The organism is Pseudoalteromonas haloplanktis ATCC 14393 (assembly GCF_000238355.1).
Taxonomy (GTDB): Bacteria; Pseudomonadota; Gammaproteobacteria; order Enterobacterales; family Alteromonadaceae; genus Pseudoalteromonas; species Pseudoalteromonas haloplanktis.
Map to the genome: position 1 here is coordinate 1 of NZ_AHCA01000016.1, position 20,749 is coordinate 20,749.

24 protein-coding genes are annotated in these 20,749 nt (G+C 40.4%); 11 read left to right on the plus strand and 13 right to left on the minus strand.

Annotated elements, in window-relative coordinates:
• Window positions 1-36 precede the first annotated feature (36 nt).
• The 7 genes from PHAL_RS24285 (at window position 37) to PHAL_RS0120355 (ending at window position 5,317) form a co-directional block, all read left to right on the plus strand.
• Window positions 37-177 carry a hypothetical protein gene (locus PHAL_RS24285; protein WP_016710273.1) on the plus strand — a complete coding sequence of 47 codons (141 nt, stop codon included), beginning with the start codon at window positions 37-39 and terminating at the stop codon, window positions 175-177.
• Window positions 174-602 (plus strand): MerC domain-containing protein, encoded by a 429-nt coding sequence (locus PHAL_RS0120330; protein WP_016710274.1) that lies wholly within the window; start codon window positions 174-176, stop codon window positions 600-602. Before PHAL_RS24285 ends, PHAL_RS0120330 begins: the two co-directional genes overlap by 4 nt.
• A complete protein-coding gene (gene folE2 / locus PHAL_RS0120335) occupies window positions 599-1,513 on the plus strand; it encodes a GTP cyclohydrolase FolE2 (protein ID WP_016710275.1) in 915 nt (304 codons plus the stop codon). Before PHAL_RS0120330 ends, folE2 begins: the two co-directional genes overlap by 4 nt.
• Window positions 1,514-1,672: 159 nt before the next feature.
• Window positions 1,673-2,449 (plus strand): hypothetical protein, encoded by a 777-nt coding sequence (locus PHAL_RS0120340; protein ID WP_138555076.1) that lies wholly within the window; start codon window positions 1,673-1,675, stop codon window positions 2,447-2,449.
• The gene (locus PHAL_RS23665) at window positions 2,446-3,543 is read left to right on the plus strand and encodes a hypothetical protein (RefSeq protein WP_016710277.1); all 1,098 of its coding nucleotides are present in this window, start codon (window positions 2,446-2,448) and stop codon (window positions 3,541-3,543) included. The genes PHAL_RS0120340 and PHAL_RS23665 overlap by 4 nt, the downstream gene beginning before the upstream one ends.
• 118 nt (window positions 3,544-3,661) lie before the next feature.
• The gene (locus tag PHAL_RS0120350; protein ID WP_016710278.1) at window positions 3,662-4,663 is read left to right on the plus strand and encodes a 5'/3'-nucleotidase SurE; all 1,002 of its coding nucleotides are present in this window, start codon (window positions 3,662-3,664) and stop codon (window positions 4,661-4,663) included.
• A 9-nt stretch (window positions 4,664-4,672) separates the two neighbouring features.
• Window positions 4,673-5,317 carry a hypothetical protein gene (locus PHAL_RS0120355; protein ID WP_016710279.1) on the plus strand — a complete coding sequence of 215 codons (645 nt, stop codon included), beginning with the start codon at window positions 4,673-4,675 and terminating at the stop codon, window positions 5,315-5,317.
• A 48-nt stretch (window positions 5,318-5,365) separates the two neighbouring features.
• Here PHAL_RS0120355 and PHAL_RS0120360 read toward each other — a convergent pair whose 3' ends face one another.
• Window positions 5,366-5,611, minus strand: a complete 246-nt coding sequence (locus tag PHAL_RS0120360) for a DUF3297 family protein (protein WP_029216270.1) — start codon at window positions 5,609-5,611, stop codon at window positions 5,366-5,368.
• Between the two features lie 79 nt (window positions 5,612-5,690).
• Window positions 5,691-6,137 carry an energy transducer TonB gene (locus tag PHAL_RS0120365; protein ID WP_016710281.1) on the minus strand — a complete coding sequence of 149 codons (447 nt, stop codon included), beginning with the start codon at window positions 6,135-6,137 and terminating at the stop codon, window positions 5,691-5,693.
• Window positions 6,138-6,307: 170 nt separating this feature from the next.
• Between PHAL_RS0120365 and PHAL_RS0120370 the strand changes: the two genes are divergently transcribed.
• The 3 genes from PHAL_RS0120370 (at window position 6,308) to PHAL_RS24445 (ending at window position 9,973) form a co-directional block, all read left to right on the plus strand.
• On the plus strand, window positions 6,308-8,386 hold the full coding sequence (locus PHAL_RS0120370; protein ID WP_016710282.1) for a TonB-dependent siderophore receptor: 2,079 nt from the start codon (window positions 6,308-6,310) through the stop codon (window positions 8,384-8,386).
• The gene (locus tag PHAL_RS0120375; protein WP_016710283.1) at window positions 8,376-9,521 is read left to right on the plus strand and encodes a DUF1624 domain-containing protein; all 1,146 of its coding nucleotides are present in this window, start codon (window positions 8,376-8,378) and stop codon (window positions 9,519-9,521) included. The genes PHAL_RS0120370 and PHAL_RS0120375 overlap by 11 nt, the downstream gene beginning before the upstream one ends.
• A gap of 83 nt (window positions 9,522-9,604) precedes the next feature.
• Window positions 9,605-9,973 (plus strand): hypothetical protein, encoded by a 369-nt coding sequence (locus PHAL_RS24445; RefSeq protein ID WP_016710284.1) that lies wholly within the window; start codon window positions 9,605-9,607, stop codon window positions 9,971-9,973.
• A gap of 21 nt (window positions 9,974-9,994) precedes the next feature.
• Here PHAL_RS24445 and PHAL_RS0120385 read toward each other — a convergent pair whose 3' ends face one another.
• From PHAL_RS0120385 to PHAL_RS0120415, 7 genes are all read right to left on the minus strand, one after another.
• A complete protein-coding gene (locus PHAL_RS0120385; protein ID WP_016710285.1) occupies window positions 9,995-11,305 on the minus strand; it encodes a mechanosensitive ion channel family protein in 1,311 nt (436 codons plus the stop codon).
• Between the two features lie 142 nt (window positions 11,306-11,447).
• Window positions 11,448-11,891, minus strand: a complete 444-nt coding sequence (nudB, locus tag PHAL_RS0120390; RefSeq protein ID WP_016710286.1) for a dihydroneopterin triphosphate diphosphatase — start codon at window positions 11,889-11,891, stop codon at window positions 11,448-11,450.
• 65 nt (window positions 11,892-11,956) lie between these two features.
• Window positions 11,957-12,685, minus strand: coding sequence for a sulfite exporter TauE/SafE family protein (locus tag PHAL_RS0120395; RefSeq protein WP_016710287.1), 729 nt, complete (start codon window positions 12,683-12,685; stop codon window positions 11,957-11,959).
• A gap of 12 nt (window positions 12,686-12,697) precedes the next feature.
• Window positions 12,698-13,387: a pirin family protein gene (locus PHAL_RS0120400; protein WP_016710288.1), complete on the minus strand. Its 690-nt coding sequence runs from the start codon at window positions 13,385-13,387 to the stop codon at window positions 12,698-12,700.
• A gap of 120 nt (window positions 13,388-13,507) precedes the next feature.
• A complete protein-coding gene (locus tag PHAL_RS0120405) occupies window positions 13,508-14,404 on the minus strand; it encodes a LysR family transcriptional regulator (RefSeq protein WP_016710289.1) in 897 nt (298 codons plus the stop codon).
• The gene (locus PHAL_RS0120410; RefSeq protein WP_016710290.1) at window positions 14,397-16,250 is read right to left on the minus strand and encodes a monovalent cation:proton antiporter-2 (CPA2) family protein; all 1,854 of its coding nucleotides are present in this window, start codon (window positions 16,248-16,250) and stop codon (window positions 14,397-14,399) included. Before PHAL_RS0120410 ends, PHAL_RS0120405 begins: the two co-directional genes overlap by 8 nt.
• 107 nt (window positions 16,251-16,357) lie before the next feature.
• A complete protein-coding gene (locus tag PHAL_RS0120415; RefSeq protein WP_016710291.1) occupies window positions 16,358-16,780 on the minus strand; it encodes a DoxX family protein in 423 nt (140 codons plus the stop codon).
• A gap of 134 nt (window positions 16,781-16,914) precedes the next feature.
• Here PHAL_RS0120415 and PHAL_RS0120420 point away from each other — a divergent pair, with 134 nt between their 5' ends.
• Window positions 16,915-17,460 carry a hypothetical protein gene (locus PHAL_RS0120420; RefSeq protein WP_016710292.1) on the plus strand — a complete coding sequence of 182 codons (546 nt, stop codon included), beginning with the start codon at window positions 16,915-16,917 and terminating at the stop codon, window positions 17,458-17,460.
• A 1-nt stretch (window position 17,461) separates the two neighbouring features.
• Here PHAL_RS0120420 and PHAL_RS0120425 read toward each other — a convergent pair whose 3' ends face one another.
• The 4 genes from PHAL_RS0120425 to PHAL_RS0120440 all read right to left on the minus strand — a co-directional run bounded on the left by PHAL_RS0120425 (window position 17,462) and on the right by PHAL_RS0120440 (window position 20,586).
• A complete protein-coding gene (locus PHAL_RS0120425; RefSeq protein ID WP_016710293.1) occupies window positions 17,462-18,352 on the minus strand; it encodes a DUF4097 family beta strand repeat-containing protein in 891 nt (296 codons plus the stop codon).
• Window positions 18,353-18,547: 195 nt separating this feature from the next.
• Window positions 18,548-19,390, minus strand: a complete 843-nt coding sequence (locus PHAL_RS0120430) for a DUF4198 domain-containing protein (protein ID WP_016710294.1) — start codon at window positions 19,388-19,390, stop codon at window positions 18,548-18,550.
• 60 nt (window positions 19,391-19,450) lie between these two features.
• Window positions 19,451-19,954: a DUF2271 domain-containing protein gene (locus PHAL_RS0120435; RefSeq protein ID WP_016710295.1), complete on the minus strand. Its 504-nt coding sequence runs from the start codon at window positions 19,952-19,954 to the stop codon at window positions 19,451-19,453.
• Entirely contained in the window at window positions 19,954-20,586 is a 633-nt protein-coding gene (locus PHAL_RS0120440) for a PepSY-associated TM helix domain-containing protein (RefSeq protein WP_016710296.1), read from the minus strand. Before PHAL_RS0120440 ends, PHAL_RS0120435 begins: the two co-directional genes overlap by 1 nt.
• Window positions 20,587-20,749: the final 163 nt, after the last annotated feature.

A 20,749-nucleotide genomic window follows, 5' to 3' on the forward strand; every position in this document is an offset into this window, starting at 1 on the left:
GGCTCTACAAAATGATAAATCAGGTGATCAAAGCTGATGAGAATCGGTGATCAAAGTCATGAGAATACGCAACAAGTAGAGTTATCAGGCTTTTCGCCACGTGAAACACAATTAGAAATTTCAGGGCTGTGTCGCCAATGTAAGCCAACTATTGAACAATTAGAGGAAAAACAATGAAACCAACGCAAAGTGTGATGGATAAACTCGCCATAGGGCTGTCAATAATGTGCACAATCCACTGTTTTGCAACACCTATTTTACTCACACTGTTACCTAGCTTTGCAGCACTACAGCTAGATAACGAACAGTTTCATATATGGATATTAGCGGCCGTTATACCGACCAGTGTACTTGCATTGAGTTTAGGTTGTAAAAAGCATAAACGCTTTCGTTATATGGTGTCAGGGTTTGTTGGTGTGATTTTAATGGTACTCGCAGTGACTGCTGGTGAGGCGTTATTCGGTGAGTTGGGTGAAAAGTGGCTTACGCTTGTTGGTGCGGCTTTTATTGCTGTTGCGCATTGGTTTAATTATCGCCAATGTTTAGCTAAAGATGATGAAGAGTGCCCATGCACTGGTAGTGTATCGGAGCAAGCAAATTGAAAGTGACTTTACCTGATGTTACATCGAAACAACTGACAACAGCTTCGTTACCTTTAAAATGGGTGGGTATGGAAGGTATTGCGCTGCCTATCACACTCGTTGAGCAACCTAGTTCATCACTATCTGCTAAAGCCAATGTATTTGTGAGTTTAGATAAGGCGGATGCAAAAGGCATTCATATGTCGCGGCTGTATTTGCGGTTAAAAGAGTCATTAACCAATGAACCTCTCACGATGGATGCTCTAGCAACGTTATTACAGACCTTGGTGAGCTCACAAGAGGGATTAAGTTTAGCTGCAAGGCTACAATTAGACTTTGAATTAACTATACGTAAACCTGCGTTATTGAGCGGCCAGTTTGGTTATCAAACTTATCCGGTGAGTATTCGCTGTGAATATATTAATGAGCAGATAATTACTGAGTTATCGTTGAGTATTCCCTACTCAAGCACTTGCCCTTGTTCCGCTGCATTATCAAGACAAGCGATGAGTGATGCAATTGCCGCGCAATTTAGTGAAGAAGTCGTATCAAAAGAGGCACTGTTAGCGTGGATCACTTCGCAACAGGGTTCAGTTGCAACACCCCATAGTCAACGTTCATTTGCTTATTTAAAAATGCAATGGCAGCGTAATACTCTACCCAACTTTTTAGCGATGATTGAACACTTTGAAAGCGTTATTGGTACGCCAGTGCAAACGGCGGTAAAGCGCGAAGACGAGCAAGCATTTGCTAAATTAAACGCCGAAAACCTAATGTTTTGTGAAGATGCCGCAAGGCGGATAAAACAAGCGCTGGAGAATAACGAGCAAATCTCAGATTACTGGTTTAAAGTAGAGCATCAAGAGAGTTTACATGCTCACAATGCAGTGGTGGTTGATCATAAATTTCCACATGGCTACGCAAAGCTATAATGCTTTAAAACACGGCTAAGCAATACTATGTCATACAAATGACATGATCTTGCTATAAATTTATCATTCTTTACGTTGTGTTTAAGTGATATGCAAGGCCGAAATTCATTGCTTGTAAGTAAGTATTTGCTGACTTTTATTGTCTTTAGTATAGCTATTTTGGGGCTTTCAAAGCATCAAGTAAAAGATATTACTATTGGCCAATTATATGTTCAGCAATGCGATGTAGTTAATGCAAAAGGCGACCAGGATTTTAATGTTTATTTACCCGTTAATTTGCGGGTGTCTGAGCTTGCTAAACAATTATGTGAAGACACTTTAAAAGGGAGTATTTATAGTAGAGTCAGTATTTCTTGGCAGCCAAGAGAGTCCCTTACGAGTGATCTGATCATCTCTCAACAGTTTAACCTGATGATGCATAGAGCGCATGCGATCACTGGGTTACTGCCAAACTGGAAAGATTTTTATTTGCAGAGCATAAGCTTACCAAGCTATGAAACTTTTTGGTTTTCGCATAATAAAAACATTAGTGTAACTCCTGACTATTTTACCAATAAGCGTATAGGTTTATTAGCAGATAAAAAAAGTGCCTCCGGGTATTTAATGCCAATGAGTCAGATTACTCAAGCCGGAGTCACCCTTACCAAAGAACAATTACATTTATACCCGAACAGAGAGGTATTAATAGATGATTTTCTTAGAGAAAAAATAGATCTAATGCCTAGCACAATGCATATACAGCAGTTAATGGAATGGCCTGTAGAAAAAAGGCTCTTAATTACTGAACCAAACGCGCAGTTAAGTTGGTTCATTAGCAATAACACACCACAAAACCTATCAACTGCACTCACCGTTGCCGTTAAAGAGTATCAAACGAAGCTATTTAGCGGGTTACCCAGAACAACTTACGCAAAGCCTAAGGTCACTACGCTATGAAATTAAAAGCAGTAGCGATTTATTTAGTAGTTAGTCTTTGTTTGAGTTTGCATGCATGGCACAGTGCATCAAGTTCCTTAAAACAGCTCTTAATGACAGAACTACCTACCTTAACAGATGCATCTTTAAGAAATTCACTAGATGAACAGCAGGAATTAAATCGTATTAGTAAACAGCTAGTTACTACTTTACAGTTTGTAGCTGTAGACAACATATTACCGATTAAATTAATTGAAAGACTTCAAGTAACTCAACTTCAATTGTTAAAAGTCACTGAAAGAAATAGCTATGACTCTGCCTTAAAGTGGACATTCAATGGGCAGAAAATTGCAATGCAAATTAGTACTAAAGCAGACTTCAAGTTGGTAAATATAGCGTTGGTAAGCTTGCTACTAACTTTTGTATTTTGGAAGAGTCAGTTAGTACTCAATAGACTTTGCACACTAATTAGTAAAGATAGGGATATGACTAAGCACAGTAACAGCATAGATGCTAAAAATAATCTGCAACATGACTGTGCTGCATTTAAATTACTATCGAGTAAAACAAAGTTGCCTGCAGATGAACTAAAAGCAATATGTGAAAAAGGTGACGTCAAAATGCTTTCAACCAATCAATTACATTGGTTTATTATCGCTATAAATAATGATTTAAGTATTGAAAGTGCGTTAACGGTGGCTAAGCAACCTGACTCCTTAGTATTTGATCTTGAAAATCAATGCGTCATTATTCATGGCTTACATATTCGCTTAGCTAAAACACCTTTATTTTATTATTACTGGTATGCGCAACGCGAAGTAAATCACCTACCTCCTTATTTAAACCCACCATTAAATAAATCTGATATGGAAAGCGCCCAACAACTATCAAAATTAATGTCTAAATATAAAGGTCACCAAAAAGCGATTAGAGATTTACAAGAAGGAGGCTTAAAAGGAAAAACGCTAGATCAAAACCGTAATAAAATAAAAGCGGAATTACAAAAAGTATTGGGTGAATTAGCTGATGAATACCTTTTTATCAGTGAGCGCGATATTAAAACTGCACGTTATAAGTATCGATTAAATGCACAGGGAAAAAGCATAACAATATAATAAATATATGCTTTTAATTTTAAAGACATCTCTAAAAAGTCAGAGATATCTAATTCACTAAAATGTCATAAGTGCTTTCTATGGTATTGGCAACTAAACCAAACTCAATGGAAGTATCATGAAAACTTACTCTTTATTAGCCGCAGCAATCACAGCTGCAACATTATCAATGCCAGCCAGCGCACTTAATATCGTGCTAACAAATGACGATAGTTGGAGTACTGGGAATATCCAAACACTATTCACTAAACTGACCGAAGCGGGGCACAGTGTGGTGATGTCTGCACCATGTACAGGACAAAGTGGTAAAGGTGGTGCAATTCACTTTATGAAGCCTGTGAATGTTGACCGTTCTAAAGTTGAACAAAATCAGGTTTGTATTGGTGATACAGATGAAACAGTCGCTTTTTCAGACTTTGTTGAAGGCACGCCAGTCATGGCTGCACTTTATGGCGTTGATGTACTTGCACAGGAAAAGTGGGGGCAGTTACCCGATTTAGTTATTTCGGGGCCAAATGAAGGGAATAACTTAGGTTATATGACGAATAACTCAGGTACGTTAGGTGCAGCTAATGTAGTTATTGCACGTGGTATTCCTGCAATTGCAGTAAGTGCATATGATGCAGATGAAGCCAAAGCGCCACTTGTAGCAAACGTGGTTGTTGAGTTAGTGGATGAATTGGTTAAAAACCAACAGCCAAATCAACCCTTACTACCTAAGTTCACGGGCTTAAATGTTAATACTCCAGAAGATATGAGTAATCACCAAGGCTATAAGTTTAGTCAAGTTGGTTGGAATGCGGGTGGCCTTGAAGTGAAGTTTGCAGGTGATATGTCACAAGATCAGCTGGCTATGGGCTATGTAGCACAAGGTATCTTAGCGCAAGGCTACGCGGCAACATTCGAAGAAGCTTATGCCATAGCTCAAGCGCAATATATTGGTAAATCAGGGGTTTCAATCGCTCAAGACCAAGGTTTAGTGAATGATGAAAATGAGCTTAGTGAAGGTGTTTTAATTGAGCAGGGTTACATTACGATCAGTACAATTGAAGCGAATGTTCAAGCTAGCCGTGCAAAAACAGCGCTTAGCCAAATCAAACTTAATAACTTGATTAAGTAGGGCGCTGAAATGAAAAAATTATTATTTTTAAGTGCTATTGCATTGTCACTATCTGGATGTAACTTAGACAATGATCCGACAGAGGAGGAGCTTACACATGAATACCTCTCTGATCACGTAGGTCTATATGAAACAGCCTATGAGCTTGAAGGACACGCAATGTTAGCGCGCCTTGCGGTGAGTGATTTAGGTGCTACTTTGGTGTTAACAAATGATACGGAAGTTTCAATTAGCCTATCCGCAGAAGTTGTAGATCAAAATTTAGAGTTTGCTTCACAGCAAAGTTGTACTGATGTTGGTTCCGGCTTTAGCTGTACTCTTACTTCGCAAACAATTAATTTAGCACGTATTGATACTCGCCATTATACTGCGGTTAACCAATTAGCTGGAGATTACAGAGTTATTGCTGACGAACAAGTAGTCGATATAAACCTTGATAGCCAAGGTACTTTCGTAGCTCAGTTTCAAGGTTGTAATATAACGGGAACAATTAGCACTGAAAATACATTTTTTAGTGTTACCCCAGCTGCCAACTCTTGTGGATCGGAGCATGCTGTTGGCGTTGCTTTCAGTAACAATTATGAGTTTGATCCAACAAGCTTGGAAGTGTATTTACCGGGTAGTGTTTTGTCTGGTGAATGGGTGAAAATGTAATAGCGATAAAAAAGCCGACGCAAGTCGGCTTTTCTATCTAAGTAGCTATTACTTATAAAAAACGTCTACAGTGCCTTTTACTTTCATAAGTAAAGGCTGGCCGCGACGGTCAAGTGCTTTAGGTGCTGCGATTTTGATCCAACCTTCGCTGATACAGTACTCTTCCACGTCAAAACGCTCTTTGCCATTAAGAGTTACACCAATTTCATGTTCGAAAACTTCTTCTACATAAAACTTGCTGCGCGGGTTGATAGATAATTGGTCTGGTAACTCTGGTTTATTTGTATCAGTCATAATTGTGATCTGCATTGAATAGATTGTGCGCTATTGTAGGCAATACAAGCCTTAGGCTCAATATACTGATTAAAATAAATTAACTGCAGACTTGTTCCGATTGCTTGATGCAGTGGTTAATTATTTCATCACGAGTGAGGTCACTTTCAAAGCAGTAATCAAAGCGCATAGTGAGATTAGTTGCTTGTTCTTGCTCAGGCCAATGCCATTTACGCACGAGTTGTCGAGTGGCTGTTTGCAGTTGGCGACCATAACGTTTTGGATCAGTATTATTTATTTTAATATTTTTCACTGTGCCATTTTTTGAAATAACAAAGCTGGTTTCTGCACATCCTTTCCCCTGAATATTTAATAGTTCAAGTGGGTATTCATGATTGGGGATCTTCTGTAGCCGGTGCCACACACCTTGTTGATCTAGGAATTGAGCTTGGATGTCTGCAATGGGCCTTTTATCAGAAATATCATTGCTTTGTGAAGAAGCAGCAAATGAAAAAATTAAGCAGGTGGAGTACACGATAGTTTTCATAATCATCCTTAAATATTGCTCAGAAGTACAACTTTAGCGCATTCTATTTATGATTAATAGCTTGGGTTTTAGGCTGATTTATTTCTTTAAATTGAATGTTATAGTATATCATTAACGTTGCAGTATGTTATATTATATCCAAATTAACCGAGCAATTATAAAAGTGGATCATGAAGTACTCAGCATTAACTCTCGCATTTTTAGCAATTTCTTTCGGCTCCGCTGCTTCTGAGTCAGATATAGAAACCATCACCATTGCACATAAGCAAGCCTTTCGGGGTGATATTCCGCTTAAAGAGCTACCGCAGTCAATTACCACATTAAGTAAAGAAATGATGGTTGATAATGGCATTACCAAGTTTAGAGATGCACTGGATTTTTCAGCGAGTATTTCTCGTAAAAATAACGGCGGTGCACTGTGGGATAGCTATTCTATTCGCGGTTTGTCAGGTAATGAAAATATGCCGTCGGGTTACTTAATCAATGGCTTTAGTGGTGGTAGAGGGTTTGCGGGTCCACGTGACGTGTCAAATATTGATTATATTGAAGTACTAAAAGGGCCCGGTTCGGCTTTATATGGTCGCTCTGAGCCTGGCGGCACAATCAACATTATTACTAAAAAGCCGCAGTTTTATCAGCAAGGCCAATTAAAAGCAGAGCTTGGTAGTGATAATCATAAACGTGTGCAAGGTGATTACACTAACGGCCTTACAGATGATATCGCTTTTCGAGTTAACGGGGCATGGCAAGACAGCGACAGTTTTCGTGATTACGTACATCACGATAAGTTTGTGATCACGCCTTCGCTTTATTATCAACTTAACGACAAGTCATCATTAACATACGAATTTGAATATGTTGATCAGCAACAAATGTATGACCGTGGCATTGTCGTTCTTAACGATAATTTTGATACTGTGCCTGAAAACCGCTTCTTAGGTAATCCAAACGATGGCCCTACTAAGGTTCATTCACGTGGTCATCAGCTAAGTTATGACTATGATATTAGTAGTGATTGGACATTATTACTGGGTGCAAACTACCGTACAGCAACGTTAAATGGCTATTCTTCTGATGCGGAACTTTCGCCATCACGTCAATCATTGTTTGATGATGGCCACACCTTAACCCGCCAACATCGCTATCGAGATTATGAGTCTGAGGATTTAAGCTTGCGTTTTGAGCTCAGTGGTAACTTTGAGTTAGCGGGTATCACTAATCACGTTTTGCTTGGTGCTGATGCTTATGATTACGAACTTCGTACAGGGCTGTATCGTTATCGTGGTGGCAATGGCACGTATACCATTGATATTTATGAGCCAAATTACAGTACTGGCCCTGGTCCTGATGTTGAAATGCAGTATGAAAACAACGAACAGCAAAACGCATACGGTATCTACATGCAAGATCAGCTAGATATTACCGAGCGCTTTAAAGTGATGGTGGGTTTGCGTTTTGATGAGATTGAACAAGACATCTTCGAAACTAAGTCAGGTGTTGCCTCAAATAGTAAAGAAAACAGAGTCAGTCCTCGCTTTGGTATGGTGTATGAGCTAAACGATGCGATTAATCTTTATACCAGTTATTCAGAAGGTTTTTTGCCATTAAGTGGCACTGACGCACAAGGCGAACCGTTTGGTTTTGAAGAAAGTGACTCGTTTGAAGTGGGCATGAAGTTTAGCTTTGAAAAAATTAGCGGCACTATTGCATTATTCGATGCCAGTAAGAGCAATATGTTGGTTGCCGATCCGGTGAACGTTGGCTATTCCGCACCAGTAGGTAAAGCGACAAGTAAAGGTTTTGAAGTTGATGTAACAGGTAATTTAGGAGCTAATACTGAGTACACAGTGTCTTATGCCTATGTAAAAGCTGAAACAGCGAACGATGTAGTTAATGTTGATTGGTTAGTACCAATTCCCAAAGGCAGCCCTTTAGTTAATGTACCTGAAAATAACTTTTCGCTTTCACTAAATCATGATGCCCGTGTATTTGAACAAGACATCAAAATTGGTGGGCATTATCAATATATTTCAGACCGACTCGGCGACCCTGCTGATTTAACGTTCCGCTTACCGAGTTATCAGTTAGTGGGTTTATTTGCTAAATGGCAAGCAACCGATCGTACGGCAGTGTCACTGAATGCTGATAATGTATTCGATGAAAGTTATATCGCCAGTAGTTACAACGCTTTATGGGCTTATCCTGGTGCGCCAACCCAGTTTAAGCTAGGTTTATCTTATGACTTCTGAGCAAATTAAAAACCGTATTCATAGTATCGACATCATGCGTGGTGTGGTTATTTTACTAATGCTTGTTGACCACGTTCGTGAACGGTTCTTTTTGCATATGCAGGTGTCTGATCCTATGGATGTAGACACCACCAGCCCAGGGCTTTTCTGGAGTCGCTTTGCGGCGCACTTTTGTGCGCCCACCTTCATATTTTTAACCGGACTTTCGGCGTGGCTTTACAGCCACCCAGCGAATGGTGTTGCGCGCTCAGCCCGTAGCTTTTTGATTAAACGGGGGCTGTTTTTAATCGCACTTGAAATCACGGTTATTTGTTTTTCATGGATGGGCTACTTTCACACTATTTGGTTGCAAGTCATGTGGGCAATTGGGTTGTGTATGCTCACGCTCGCGCTGCTTATTAACTTGCCGCAACGGGTGTTATTGGTGTTAGGTTTACTCATTGTATTTGGTCACAACTTACTTACACCAATTAGTTTTAGCCCTGATGAATGGGGTTATACCCTGTGGACTATATTGCACGATCGCGGTTATATTTCTCAGGGTGGCTTAATTGATGTAAAAATTAGTTATCCCGTATTGCCTTGGATTGGGGTTATTTTATTAGGTTACTGTGCAGGCCCTATATATGCTCCTAGTCGCGATAGCGATGATAGAAAGCAGTGGCTAGTCGGTTTAGGCTTAGCTTGTGTGGCACTGTTTGCTATTTTACGTGGTTTTAATATTTATGGTGAAACTTTGCCTTGGCAACAGTTTGCAAGCAGTTCTGAGACCTTAATGTCGCTGTTTAATGTGACTAAATACCCGCCATCGTTAAGCTTTTTACTTATAACGCTCGCAATGATGTTTTTTGGTTTATGGCTATTTGAGCGACCGTTAAATCGCTTTTTAAATGCACTGCGTACCTTTGGCTCGGTGCCAATGTTCTTCTATATTGTGCACCTTTATGCGTTACTTGTACTTTATGCAATTGGTCATGCCATTTATGGTGCTAATCAAGGGCGTTATTTTGGGGTGGATCACATTGGCTGGATTTGGCTTATCGCCGCCTTATTAGCTCTAGCACTTTATTGGCCCACTCAATGGTTTAGTGCCTATAAACGCAAAAGTAAAAAGCCGTGGTTAAAGTATTTATAAATTACCCGCAATCGTTATAACGCAGCATGTTTATCCATGTGCTATACCTTAGCTTCGGATTAGCCATAACAAGGATAATTAACATGAAGAAATTAAGCCTAAGCTTCGCATTACTGCTACCGTTTGCTGTTAATGCGGGTATTACTGACCCTGATTGCACCGCTGAAAAAGCGGTAAAAAGTGCTGCGACTAAAGCCGCTATTGGGGTGGGTGGGCGTTGTAATCCTGCCGAGACTGCAAAAGATAGCGCCGGCAAAGTGATAGAAAATGCCCTACCAGATGACGGTGTTGCAGGAAAAGCAGTTGATAAAGCAACTGGCCGTAACGACACGCTTAAAGACAAAGCGGCAGATGCGGTTGATGAAAAAGTAGACGAAATTGTGCCAGACAAGCTGCAAAAAGACAACGATGGCAAAAACATCAAAAAGACAGTAAAAAAGAAAATAGAGTAAGCGGTGTTAACACCGCTTAATTTAAACCTTACTGACAAAGCCTTCGTTAAGCACTCTAACTTCGCGTTGTGGGAATGGAATTGCAATATCATGCGCTTTGAGAGTTTCTAATATGATTAGCAATAAGTCGCCACCAACGCGATTTTTACCATCATCTATGCCTTGCATCCAAAATTCCACAAACATATTAATCCCGTTATCACCAAAGCTATCTATTTCGCAATCAGGGCGTTCTTCAAATGGCACATCAGGGCCACTAATAACTTGAGGGTGCTCAGCAACCGCGTCTTTAATAATCTCGACCATGGCGCGAACATCAGTGGCGTATGCCACACTAAAATCGACACGATAACGTTGTTTAGGATCTTTGTGCGTCCAGTTTGTGAGTAAAGACGAAATGAATGTTTCGTTAGGGACTAGTATGTCTTTACCGTCATAGGTTTCAAGAATAGCATGGCGCATCTTGAACTCTCTTACAAAGCCACTTTTACCGTTTTCTAGCTCAACAAAATCACCAATGGTGAGAGATTTATCGAGCAAAATAATAATACCAGAAATAAAATTAGAGGCGATTGATTGCAGCCCTAAGCCAAGGCCGACACCTAGCGCGCCGCCAAACACTGCCAATGCAGTAAGATTTACTCCCATTATATTCAGTAGCAACAATGCGATAATGCAAAATAAGCCAACTTCAAAGAGTTTCGTAAATACTTCGCGGGTACTGATATCCAGTGTTTGCTGATTACGAATGATAACTTTACCAACATTACTAGATGCTCGGCCTAGCCAAAATAAAATAGCGCCAAAAAATAACACCCGAGTCAGCCCATATAAACTGACTTGAATATTACCTAGGTTTATAGAAACTCCTTCAAGAGCTTTAATAAATACCGGTAAAAAGCCAAGTAAGTGCAATAGTAATATAGGCAAACCAACCAGCTTAAATAGCGCTGACATAAAGGGGCTATTAACAAACTCTTTAATAATAGAGTAAGCAAACAATAATATGGCAATGCTGAGTGCAGTATTCATTAACCATACTTGCAGATCCGCAGTGAGACCTATAGAAGTAAATATTTTCAGTAAAATGATTGCTGCCAGCGGGTAGACGATATTACTGAGTCGAAACAGCATAATGTTGATCGGATGTTCTGACGCTACTTTAGTATGCTTATCGACTCGCTTCTTTACTGTTTTTGAATAAATCCAGTAGGCTACAGCATAGCTGGCGATGATCACCAGTATCTGTAGATAGGTTGCTGGTTGGCTAAGCATTGATTGGATCAATAACCAAACAGACTCAAATTGTTTGGAAAAAAACTCACTATCCATAAAAAAGACTTTTTTAGGTAAATTCAGATGCTTTACTATGGCTGATAAGTTTGAAAATTTACAGAATAATTAACGACACTTTTAAAGCTTATTATGTTAACTAGATGGCGTGTTTAACAAAACACTGATAAATGACTTAGGATTATAACGCCAGTATTTCATCGCGGTTACTCGGTGACCACGCTTTCTCTGCTGCTTGTTGTTGTGTTAGCCAAACAAAGTCAGTGTGCTCATTAGGATCTAACACAATAGTGATATCATCCGGCACGCAAATACTAAACACATGTTCAGTATTGACTAACGCGTTGGCTTGATAGCGATGTCGCCATGATTCCCTAATCGTATATTGATTTGTTTTTTTGTGATCTTGCATAGTCAGACCCAGCGCGCGGGCATCTATCCCTGTTTCTTCTAAAAGCTCTCGATACGCTGTTGTTATAGGCGTTTCGCCTTCATCAATCCCCCCTGTTACAGATTGCCAAAAGTTGGCATCATCAGTGCGTTGGATCAGTAAGCAATCTTTATTTTTTTTATAAATAACAACCAGTACAGAGAAGGGTTTGCGAAGTGGTTGATTATCTAACAAAGTGGAACCTCAAAGACAGTATGTTACATGAGTGTACCTGAGCATGAATTATTTAACTAGCCAGATCACTTAGCTAATAACCAGATGCCTAGTAGCAGCAACAGGAAATTCATCATTCTTAAGAACTGTGCGGTATTGAGCTTGCTTTGTAACCAAATCCCTAAACGGTTGCCTATAAAAGCAATAGGCAAGCTAGCTAGGGCTATTAATACCCATTTTACTTCGATTAAACCAAGGCTAATAAAGCCAATTAGTTTGATGGCATTCATCATTGCAAAAATAATCGCAACAGTGGCTACAAAACGTTTTGGGGGGAGTTGAATGGTACTGAAATACATAATCAGTGGCGGTCCTCCCGCATGTATTAAAGTGCTGGTAATACCGGCTAAACCACCCATAGATAACGCACCTAAACGGCTATTTAGGGCGCTTAAGGTAAATTGGCTAAAGGCTAAGCTGCGAATAGCAAACACAATACATAAAATAGCAATCGTGGTTTTTATAAACGCCGCATCAAGCCAGCCAATTAGAATGTGAGCCGTTATAACACCAGCTAATAAACCTGGCAGTAAGCGTTTAAGTTGTTTTATATCCCATTGTTGCCAGTAACTTTTTAAGCTAAATACATCGGCAACTATAAGTACGGGCAGCATTAAACCAATTGCAGCCACAGGTGGCATAATAAGCATAAGGATAGGCACAGAGAACACACCAAGCGCACCGGCAAATCCAGATTTAGATACGCCGGTAAGTAATACCACAAATGCGATGATCGCGAGGGTTGTAGCTGTCATTAACTTCCTTATTTAAGCTGGTAAATCAAACCATAATGCCTCTAGCTGGTCTTTAGCTGTGAGTGTTACGCGCTGTTCACTATTTAAGGCAAATGCATCGCCTGAGCTAAAGGTATCAGCATCGGCCTCAACAGAGCCTGATATTACATGAAAATACCCTTTACGATGGTTGGTTTGCAAGTCATATGTTTGCCCAGTAGTTAACTGTAAACGGTATAAACTGGCATCTTGATTTATACTAACGCTGCCTTGTTCGCCGCTTGGTGTGACCAGTGGAGTGAGGGGCGCAGTTTGAATAATGCTTTTTTGTTCATAACTTGGCGTGATACCGCGCAATTTAGGTTGGATCCAAATTTGTAAGAAATGCGCTGTTTCTGAGTTCGAAGCATTATACTCGCTATGCATGATACCACTGCCTGCGCTCATGCGCTGAATGTCTCCTGCGGGCACGCTGTATTCATTGCCTGTGCTGTCTTTATGTTTTAATGCACCCGCAATGACATAAGAGATAATCTCCATATCACGATGCCCGTGAGTCGCAAAGCCTTGACCAGGGCTGAGCTTATCTTCATTAATTACTCTAAGAGTTGAAAACCCCATATGTTTTGGATCAAGGTAACGGCCAAATGAAAAGCTATGCTTACTTTGCAGCCAGCCAAAATTTGCTTGTCCACGTTCGTGTGCTTTGCGTATATAGTGCATAACTTAACTCCTGATCAGATGCTAACTTTAATAACAGCAGTATAAGTTTTATGTGAAAGATTAAAATCGCTTTTAAAAGGACTATTCATTCTATTTAATAGAATGAAAGCCCTTAGTTAATTAACAATCAAGTTCAGCTTGCATTACTTGATAGCGTAACTCACCAATGAATGTACGAGCGGCTGGGCCGAGACGGTCACTGTCTTTAAAGAGCAAGTGAAGCATGGCACTGCGTTTACTATTGTGGCTAAGGTTAAGGGGTTTGAGCTGATTTTGAGCTAATTGATTGACGATCGCTGTGCTAGGCAGCCAAGCAAAGCCCAAGCCGTTGCTGATCATGTCGATAGAAGTACGCATATGACTGACAGTCCAGCGTTGGTCAGCACCTAGCCAGCCACCGTCTTGCTTATTATGTAAGGCTGAATCGCGGACCACAATTTGCCGGTGCGATTTCAAGTCTTCAAGGGTGATAGGTCGGGTGATGCTATGTAGGGCATGATCTGGGTGTGCAACAGCCGTAAACTCGATATTGCATAACTCTTCACTAAATCCGGCTTTGCCAGTAAACCCCGATATTGCAATATCTACATTGGTGTTCTCTAGTAATTCATTCGCGCCAGTTAACACTGATTCGTGTAGTTCAATGCGTAATAATGGATACATGGCTGAGGTGTTATTGAGCACTTTATAAAGTAGTGCTTGGGGAAATATTTCATCGACTGCAATACGTAGCTTGCTTTCAATCCCTTCACTTAAAGTATGGCCAACGGCTTCGACTTTTGCGGCTTCCTCGAGTAGATAATTGGCGCGGCGAAGTATCATTTCGCCAGCTTCGGTGATCACCGTTTTTCGGCCTGCGATGGTAAATAGTTTGACCCCTAGCGCGGTTTCAATTTTACCAACCGAATTATGAATACTCGATTGGCTTTTATGAATCTTTTGCGCCGCTTGGTTAAAGCCACCATGCTCCACAACGGCTCTAAACATACGCCACTGTTCTAAAGTTATTCTAAGCATTTTTATTATGGTCCTCACAATCGCCTTGATCACAGGTATTTAATGATTGGCGTGCTTGTTTATCTTGGTTGAGTACTTGTTTTAAGTCTTCAGTACGTTGGCGTACCGCTACACCATAGCTGTGGTCGTCGCCCCATAGTTTGGCCAGTTGTATAACAGAAGCACGGTCATGCTCTCTAAATAAGTGCCCAGCACGTTGTGCATCTTGCGCTGAATTACCTAGCAGTTGCAACGTTTCAACGCCTAAGTTGATAGCTGAATCAACGGTTTCACGGTTAAAGGCGTCGACTTCTAATTGTAGTAACTGATAAGCATGGCGGCGGTCAATTGCACGAGCAACAATTTTTAATTGTGGGAAATGTTTACGCGCAAGTTTCACTATTTCGAGGGTTTTATCCGCATTATCGATAGCAATTACTAATAATTGAGCTGTATCAGCACCTGCTGCTTCGAGTAGCTCTTTACGCGCGGCATCACCATAATGTACGGTGTTACCAAAGCGGCGCAGCAAATCAATTTGGCTCGGACTGTGATCAAGCACGCTGATATCATAACCTTGGGTACTCAATAAGCGTCCTATAATTTGCCCGAAGCGACCGTAACCGGCGATGATCACATGCTTTGCTGGGCTGATTTGCTCAGGTTTATCAAAATCAGGTTTGGTTGTTGTGTTGTGGCGTTTTTGGAGTGTGTCGTAAAGCATTAAAAGTAATGGCGCGATCAGCATGGAAATTGCCACTACCAAAGTAGTTAAGCTGCTTTGCTCTGGCGTTAATATTTGCAATGTATTAGTCATAGTAAGGAGTACAAAGGCAAACTCACCGCCTTGTGCAAGTGCTAAGGTAAATAACAGCTGGTGGCTGTGATGAATTTTAAAAATACGTGCCAGTGTATATAACACCGCAGCTTTAACTAATATCAGAGCAACAACAAGCAATGCCACTATCGCAAACTGGTTAAATAACAAGCCAAAATCAATCGATGCGCCCACTGCTACAAAGAATAAGCCTAGTAACAAGCCTTTAAAAGGCTCTATGTCGGCCTCTAACTCGTGACGAAACTCACTTTCAGCTAACACCACACCGGCTAAAAAAGTACCAAGAGCAGGTGATAGACCAACGTTTTGCATAATAAGCGCAATAGCCACTACTAAAAATAACGCAAATACGGTGAATATTTCCCGCATACGGGTTTCAGCAATGTATCTAAATAATGGTGCTGAAATGTATTTGCCAGCGAGTATTATGGCTGCAATTACTGTCACTGAAGCGCTAACTTGCCCCCATACCGGCCAATCAGCAGTTAGTGAGTGGCTCATATTGGTGGTGTTTAATTGTGGCTCAAACGCCAATAGTGGCAATAAAGCTAAAATGGGAATAACCGCAATATCTTGAAATAACAATACCGAAAATGCGTTTTGCCCAGCTTCATTCTTTAGCCAGCCTTTTTCTTCAAGGCTTTGTAATACAATGGCGGTTGAAGAAAGCGCCAGCATTAAACCGATTGCCAAAGCACTTTGCCACTGCATTGCAAGTAGCCAATAACTTATTGCAAAAATCACGGCTGCAGTAAGAATAACTTGCAGGCCACCAAGTCCTAAAATTGAATGGCGCAGTTTCCATAAACGAGCAGGCTGTAATTCAAGGCCAACGAGAAACAGCATCATCACTACACCAAACTCAGCAAAGTGCATTACTGAAGTTTGATCGCCCACTAAACCTAATATAAATGGGCCGATTAAAATACCAGCTAGTAAATAGCCAAGCACGGAGCCAAGCCCAAGGCGTTTAGCGATTGGCACCGCAACAATGGCTGCAGCTAAATAAATTAATGCAATTTCTAACATGGATATCCTTTGATAATGCAGGCTAACTTATTCCTAGTATGCCTTAAATTTTGCAAAGAAATAGAGCCCAGTGTGGTTATTGCTCTGGACTCTTATGATGTGAAAGGTTAAGACGGACGGTTTAACAATAGATGATCAATACTAAATTTGCCCGCACCGTGACTTGCTAATGCTAAGAAGCCACCGGCTATAGTGATATTTTTATAAAACATTAAAAACTGTATTTGATCATCCAGTTGAAAGTGAAATAACAAGGCACTTACAACACTAAAAGCGGCAAAGGCAATGGCGGTTAGTTGCGTTAAAAACCCTAGTACTATCAATAGACCACCAATTAGTTCAAAGGCGATAACCAGCGGCAACAAAAACTCAGGTAAGCCCGCGGTTGTCATATACTGAGCTGTAGCATCAAAATATTGTATTTTGCTAAAGCTCGTTAAGATAAATAAAGTTGCCAGACCCACACGGGCAAATAAGCTGCTAATATTAGTGAGTGTTGGGTGTTTTGTAATAAGCGTTAAAATGTTCATATTGTTAATTCCTGTTGTTTATTATGCAGTACTACTGCGATGAATTAAGTTTATGTTCATTTTATGAGGGTGAAAATTAGTTATTTTATTGTATATCATTCTGTTTATGAGAATGTTGCTGGTAAGGGATTAAAATGCACACTACGTTATTTTATAAAATCATACTGATAGCTATGTTTATGCTGGTTGTCTTAACGCAACCGATAAGTGCAGGGCAGCATCAGGTTGTGTTTGATCCTGAGTCCAGTACTCAGCGAGTAGAATTTGAGCAGCAGATCACAGGGAATGAGTTTAACGATTATTTAGTAAGCGGTAATGCTGGTGATATTCTTAATGTAACTCTTACACCTTCAAATTTAAGCAATAATTTTAATATTTTACCCGCAGATAGCAGCCAAGCTGTGTTTATTGGCTCAATTGAGGGGCATTATGTAAAGCATCAACTTGCTAAAGATGGTGATTATATTGTGCGAGTTTATTTAATGCGTAATGCGGCTCGACGTAATGAAAGCAGCAATTACAAACTCACAATTATCAAACATGTGGATGGCAATATGCCCACAAAAACCATGCATCCAAGTTGGGACAGGGATGGTGATGGGATGAATGATTGTGAGAATGATGGCAGTTGTGACCACACGATTGATTACACCAAAGCGCGGCCACAAAAAGGGCTGTAAATTAGTCTAGCTTTACTGGGCCATTGATGTTGTCGATGCTCAAATCACCAGAGCCATCGTCAATAATGGTTAAGCCTTTGGCGTGATTAACACGAATACTGCCAGAGCCATCCTCAATAGTGACTAGGCCATTTACATGTTCAACATAAATATCGCCTGATTCATCTTCAATGTTGATGTAACTGCCTAACTGTTCAGCAGAAATACTGCCCGAGTTATCGTCAATATCTACGCTGCCAGTGATATTGGTAAGGGTTATATCACCTGAGTCATCTTCAATAGTCATATTGCCAGCAACGTTACGTGCAGTAATACTGCCAGAGTCATCACTGATCTCGACATTGCCAGTAATATTTTGCAGGTCTATATCGCCTGAATCGTCATCAATCGTGACGTGATGACCTTGATCAATACGAATGCTGCCTGAGTCATCATCGATATCAATATTACCCTGTACACCAGCAATATTGATATCACCGGAATCATCATCAATATCTAAATTAAATGAACTTGGCACAGTAATAACTAAATCAATACTAGGTGAATTGCCTTGGTACACCACCATACCTGATGGGTTGTGGTTTTTGGCGACTAATATTGCTTTGTCGCCTTTGTGTTCAAGAGTTAGCGTATAAGGGTCATCACTTTTTGCTGAATAAATCGTTGCATCTACTGTGATTTCAGTCGCAGTGCTTGAGCCAATGACTTTAAGCGAGCCTGCTTCAGCTTCAATGCCGAGTTGTTGTAATTGTACGGCCGATATTGAGCGTTGCTGCTGTTGCTGCATATTGGCTGATGAGGTTGAGACATGCACAATACAGCCACTGAGTAGTAGTAAGCTGGCGGCGATAGGTAGTGATTTAGTTAGTAAAGACAGAGATTTATTCGTCATTTTAGCGCACTCGTTTTTAGTTAGACATTCCATATACGCTAGTAATAGCAAAAACGAAGCCAAAATTTAAGTTTTTGTTTTATAATTGGTTTTGTTATGCAGATAAAACTTACTGACTATAAAGTAGTGTATAGCGCTAACGAGTAGTGAAAATGAAAGTGGTTAGCAAGCGCTAACCACTCGGTTATAAGTTAATTATTCTGGCGCTACATCTAAGGTAGTAAATAATGAATAGCGTACGCTATCGATACCTTTTTCAGATGAATCTTCGCTCACGCTTGCTTCAATCAGGTATAAACCTGGGTGTTGCCATGTATTAGTGAAAAAGCCGTCTTTATCTGTGGTTACTTTAACTTCGCCACGCTCATTACGGTAACGAGTGTCACCTTTTAAAATAGCAAGTTCTACGTTTGCTGCAGGTTTGCCATCTTTTAATAACTGAAAGCGCGCCTCTTCACCAACAAATAAATCATTAGGGTGAGTTGGGCCGCTGATCTCTAAGCCCTGACCAAGTAGCGCTGGCTTTGAAGTACCGTTACGACTTACAAATGTATCTACAGTTGCGATTGATTTTGTCGTTCTAATATCAGTGGCGCCAGCTGGTATATCTTTGCTGTCCTTAGGACCAAATACACGACCGCGCTCGCCTTTTGCATCTTTATAAAAAGTCATTATGCGTGGCTCTTGGCTCATCGCAATATGGTAAGTACCTTCGCTGCTTAGTTTAACTGCAGCAGAATTTTTACGTTGTAGGTAGTAAGCGCGAATTTTATCACTGACAGGCTGACCATCAGGACCAAGTGCCATGATCAGGTTATCATCATATTCTGCGCCTTTTTGCTCAGGGCGATATGCTTTGTCTGGCGCAAAAATTTCATTGGAGATACTGGCATCAATCATTACATAATGGGCTTTATCACCAGAAAGAGATGTATGCGACGGCACTAACCAGCGAGCATGAGCATTAGCATAACTAGATGCGAGGGCAGTAAACGTAAGTGCGCCAATAAAAGCGCTTTTTAGTAAATTGATTTTCATGATCTTTCCTTATTTAAATAATGTGTAGCATTTGTTTTACTTGCTAGTTATTTAATGCTGCTATTTAGCTTTGATAGTGACGAAGCTTTGTGAAAACTCTTTAGTGCCATCAATGGTAATTTTGCCATCTTTACTTAAATCAAGCTCAACACGGGTGTAATCTCGGCCTCCTTCTTCACGTACAACTTCTAAATTAAGTAGGTATGTTCCAGCAGTAACAGCTTTGCCTGCTAAGTCAGTGCCATCCCAGTTAATTGTGTATGTTCCTGGGCGTTTTGTAGCGCCAGTGACACCGTCAAAGTTAGCGTCGCTTTTTCCTGCTTTACGCCACCATTGACGTAGGTCTTTAAACCATTCTGCTTTCTCAACCCATAGTGCAACTGTGGTGACGTGTTTGCGCTCAGGTGTTTCTAACCATACAGCCACATAAGGGCGATGATAAGGCTGTACGTCTAGATCAGGTAGAGTAAGTTCAATTTCAAGCTCTGTAGCATGGGCTTGATGTTGAAATAAAGCGGCTGTAAATAATACAACAGCAGCAATTAGGGTATTAAGTTTTAGCATTAAGACACTCCTTTTAGTTGCGGAACCCAGCATAAATAAATGACTGCCGGTGTCGCGATCCCAAGCACTGTTAGCCATATTCCTACTAAGCGTTTTTTTCTATTTTGAAATAAGATAATCATGCCGGTGATAGCAAATAGAATCATTAATATTGCAGATATATCAATGACCCAACTCCATGCCTCGCCGGTATGGCGACCTTTATGTAGATCGCCAATAAGGCTTAAAAAACCACCTGTTTGATATTCGAGATTCAATTCACCGCTAATAAAATCAAGTTCAGCAAAGGCAAAACCTGCAGGCAGTGGGTAGTCGAGCATTACCAGCGCATCTTCTTTTTCCCAATCAATACTTTTTACTTTTGTTAGGCCATGTTCAGCAGCTAAATAAGCCTCTATTTGCGGGTATAAAGAGGGAAGCGTGTCTATATTTGTTTTTGCTTGTGCGATTAGTTCTGTTGGCAGTTGGATGGTGAGTTGACCATCATCTTTGTCGCCTTCAAGCCAATCTACATGGTTAAGAACAATGCCACTTACACAAAATAAGATCAGTAAAAACAGCAGTGCAGTTGATAGGTAAATATGTAACGCACGGCTGGTGCTATATAAAGTTCGTTTATTTATTAACGGCATAAATAATGTAGTTGCTAAGCTATAATTGCTATATGGTAATCATTTGCATTAGCTATAACAACTTTATTTACGAACTTTACATTTGTGTTGCTATATATACGTTGCTATGTAATAGCGCCAGAGACTGGTTTATAGATGATAATAGCGATAGTAATACCATGGA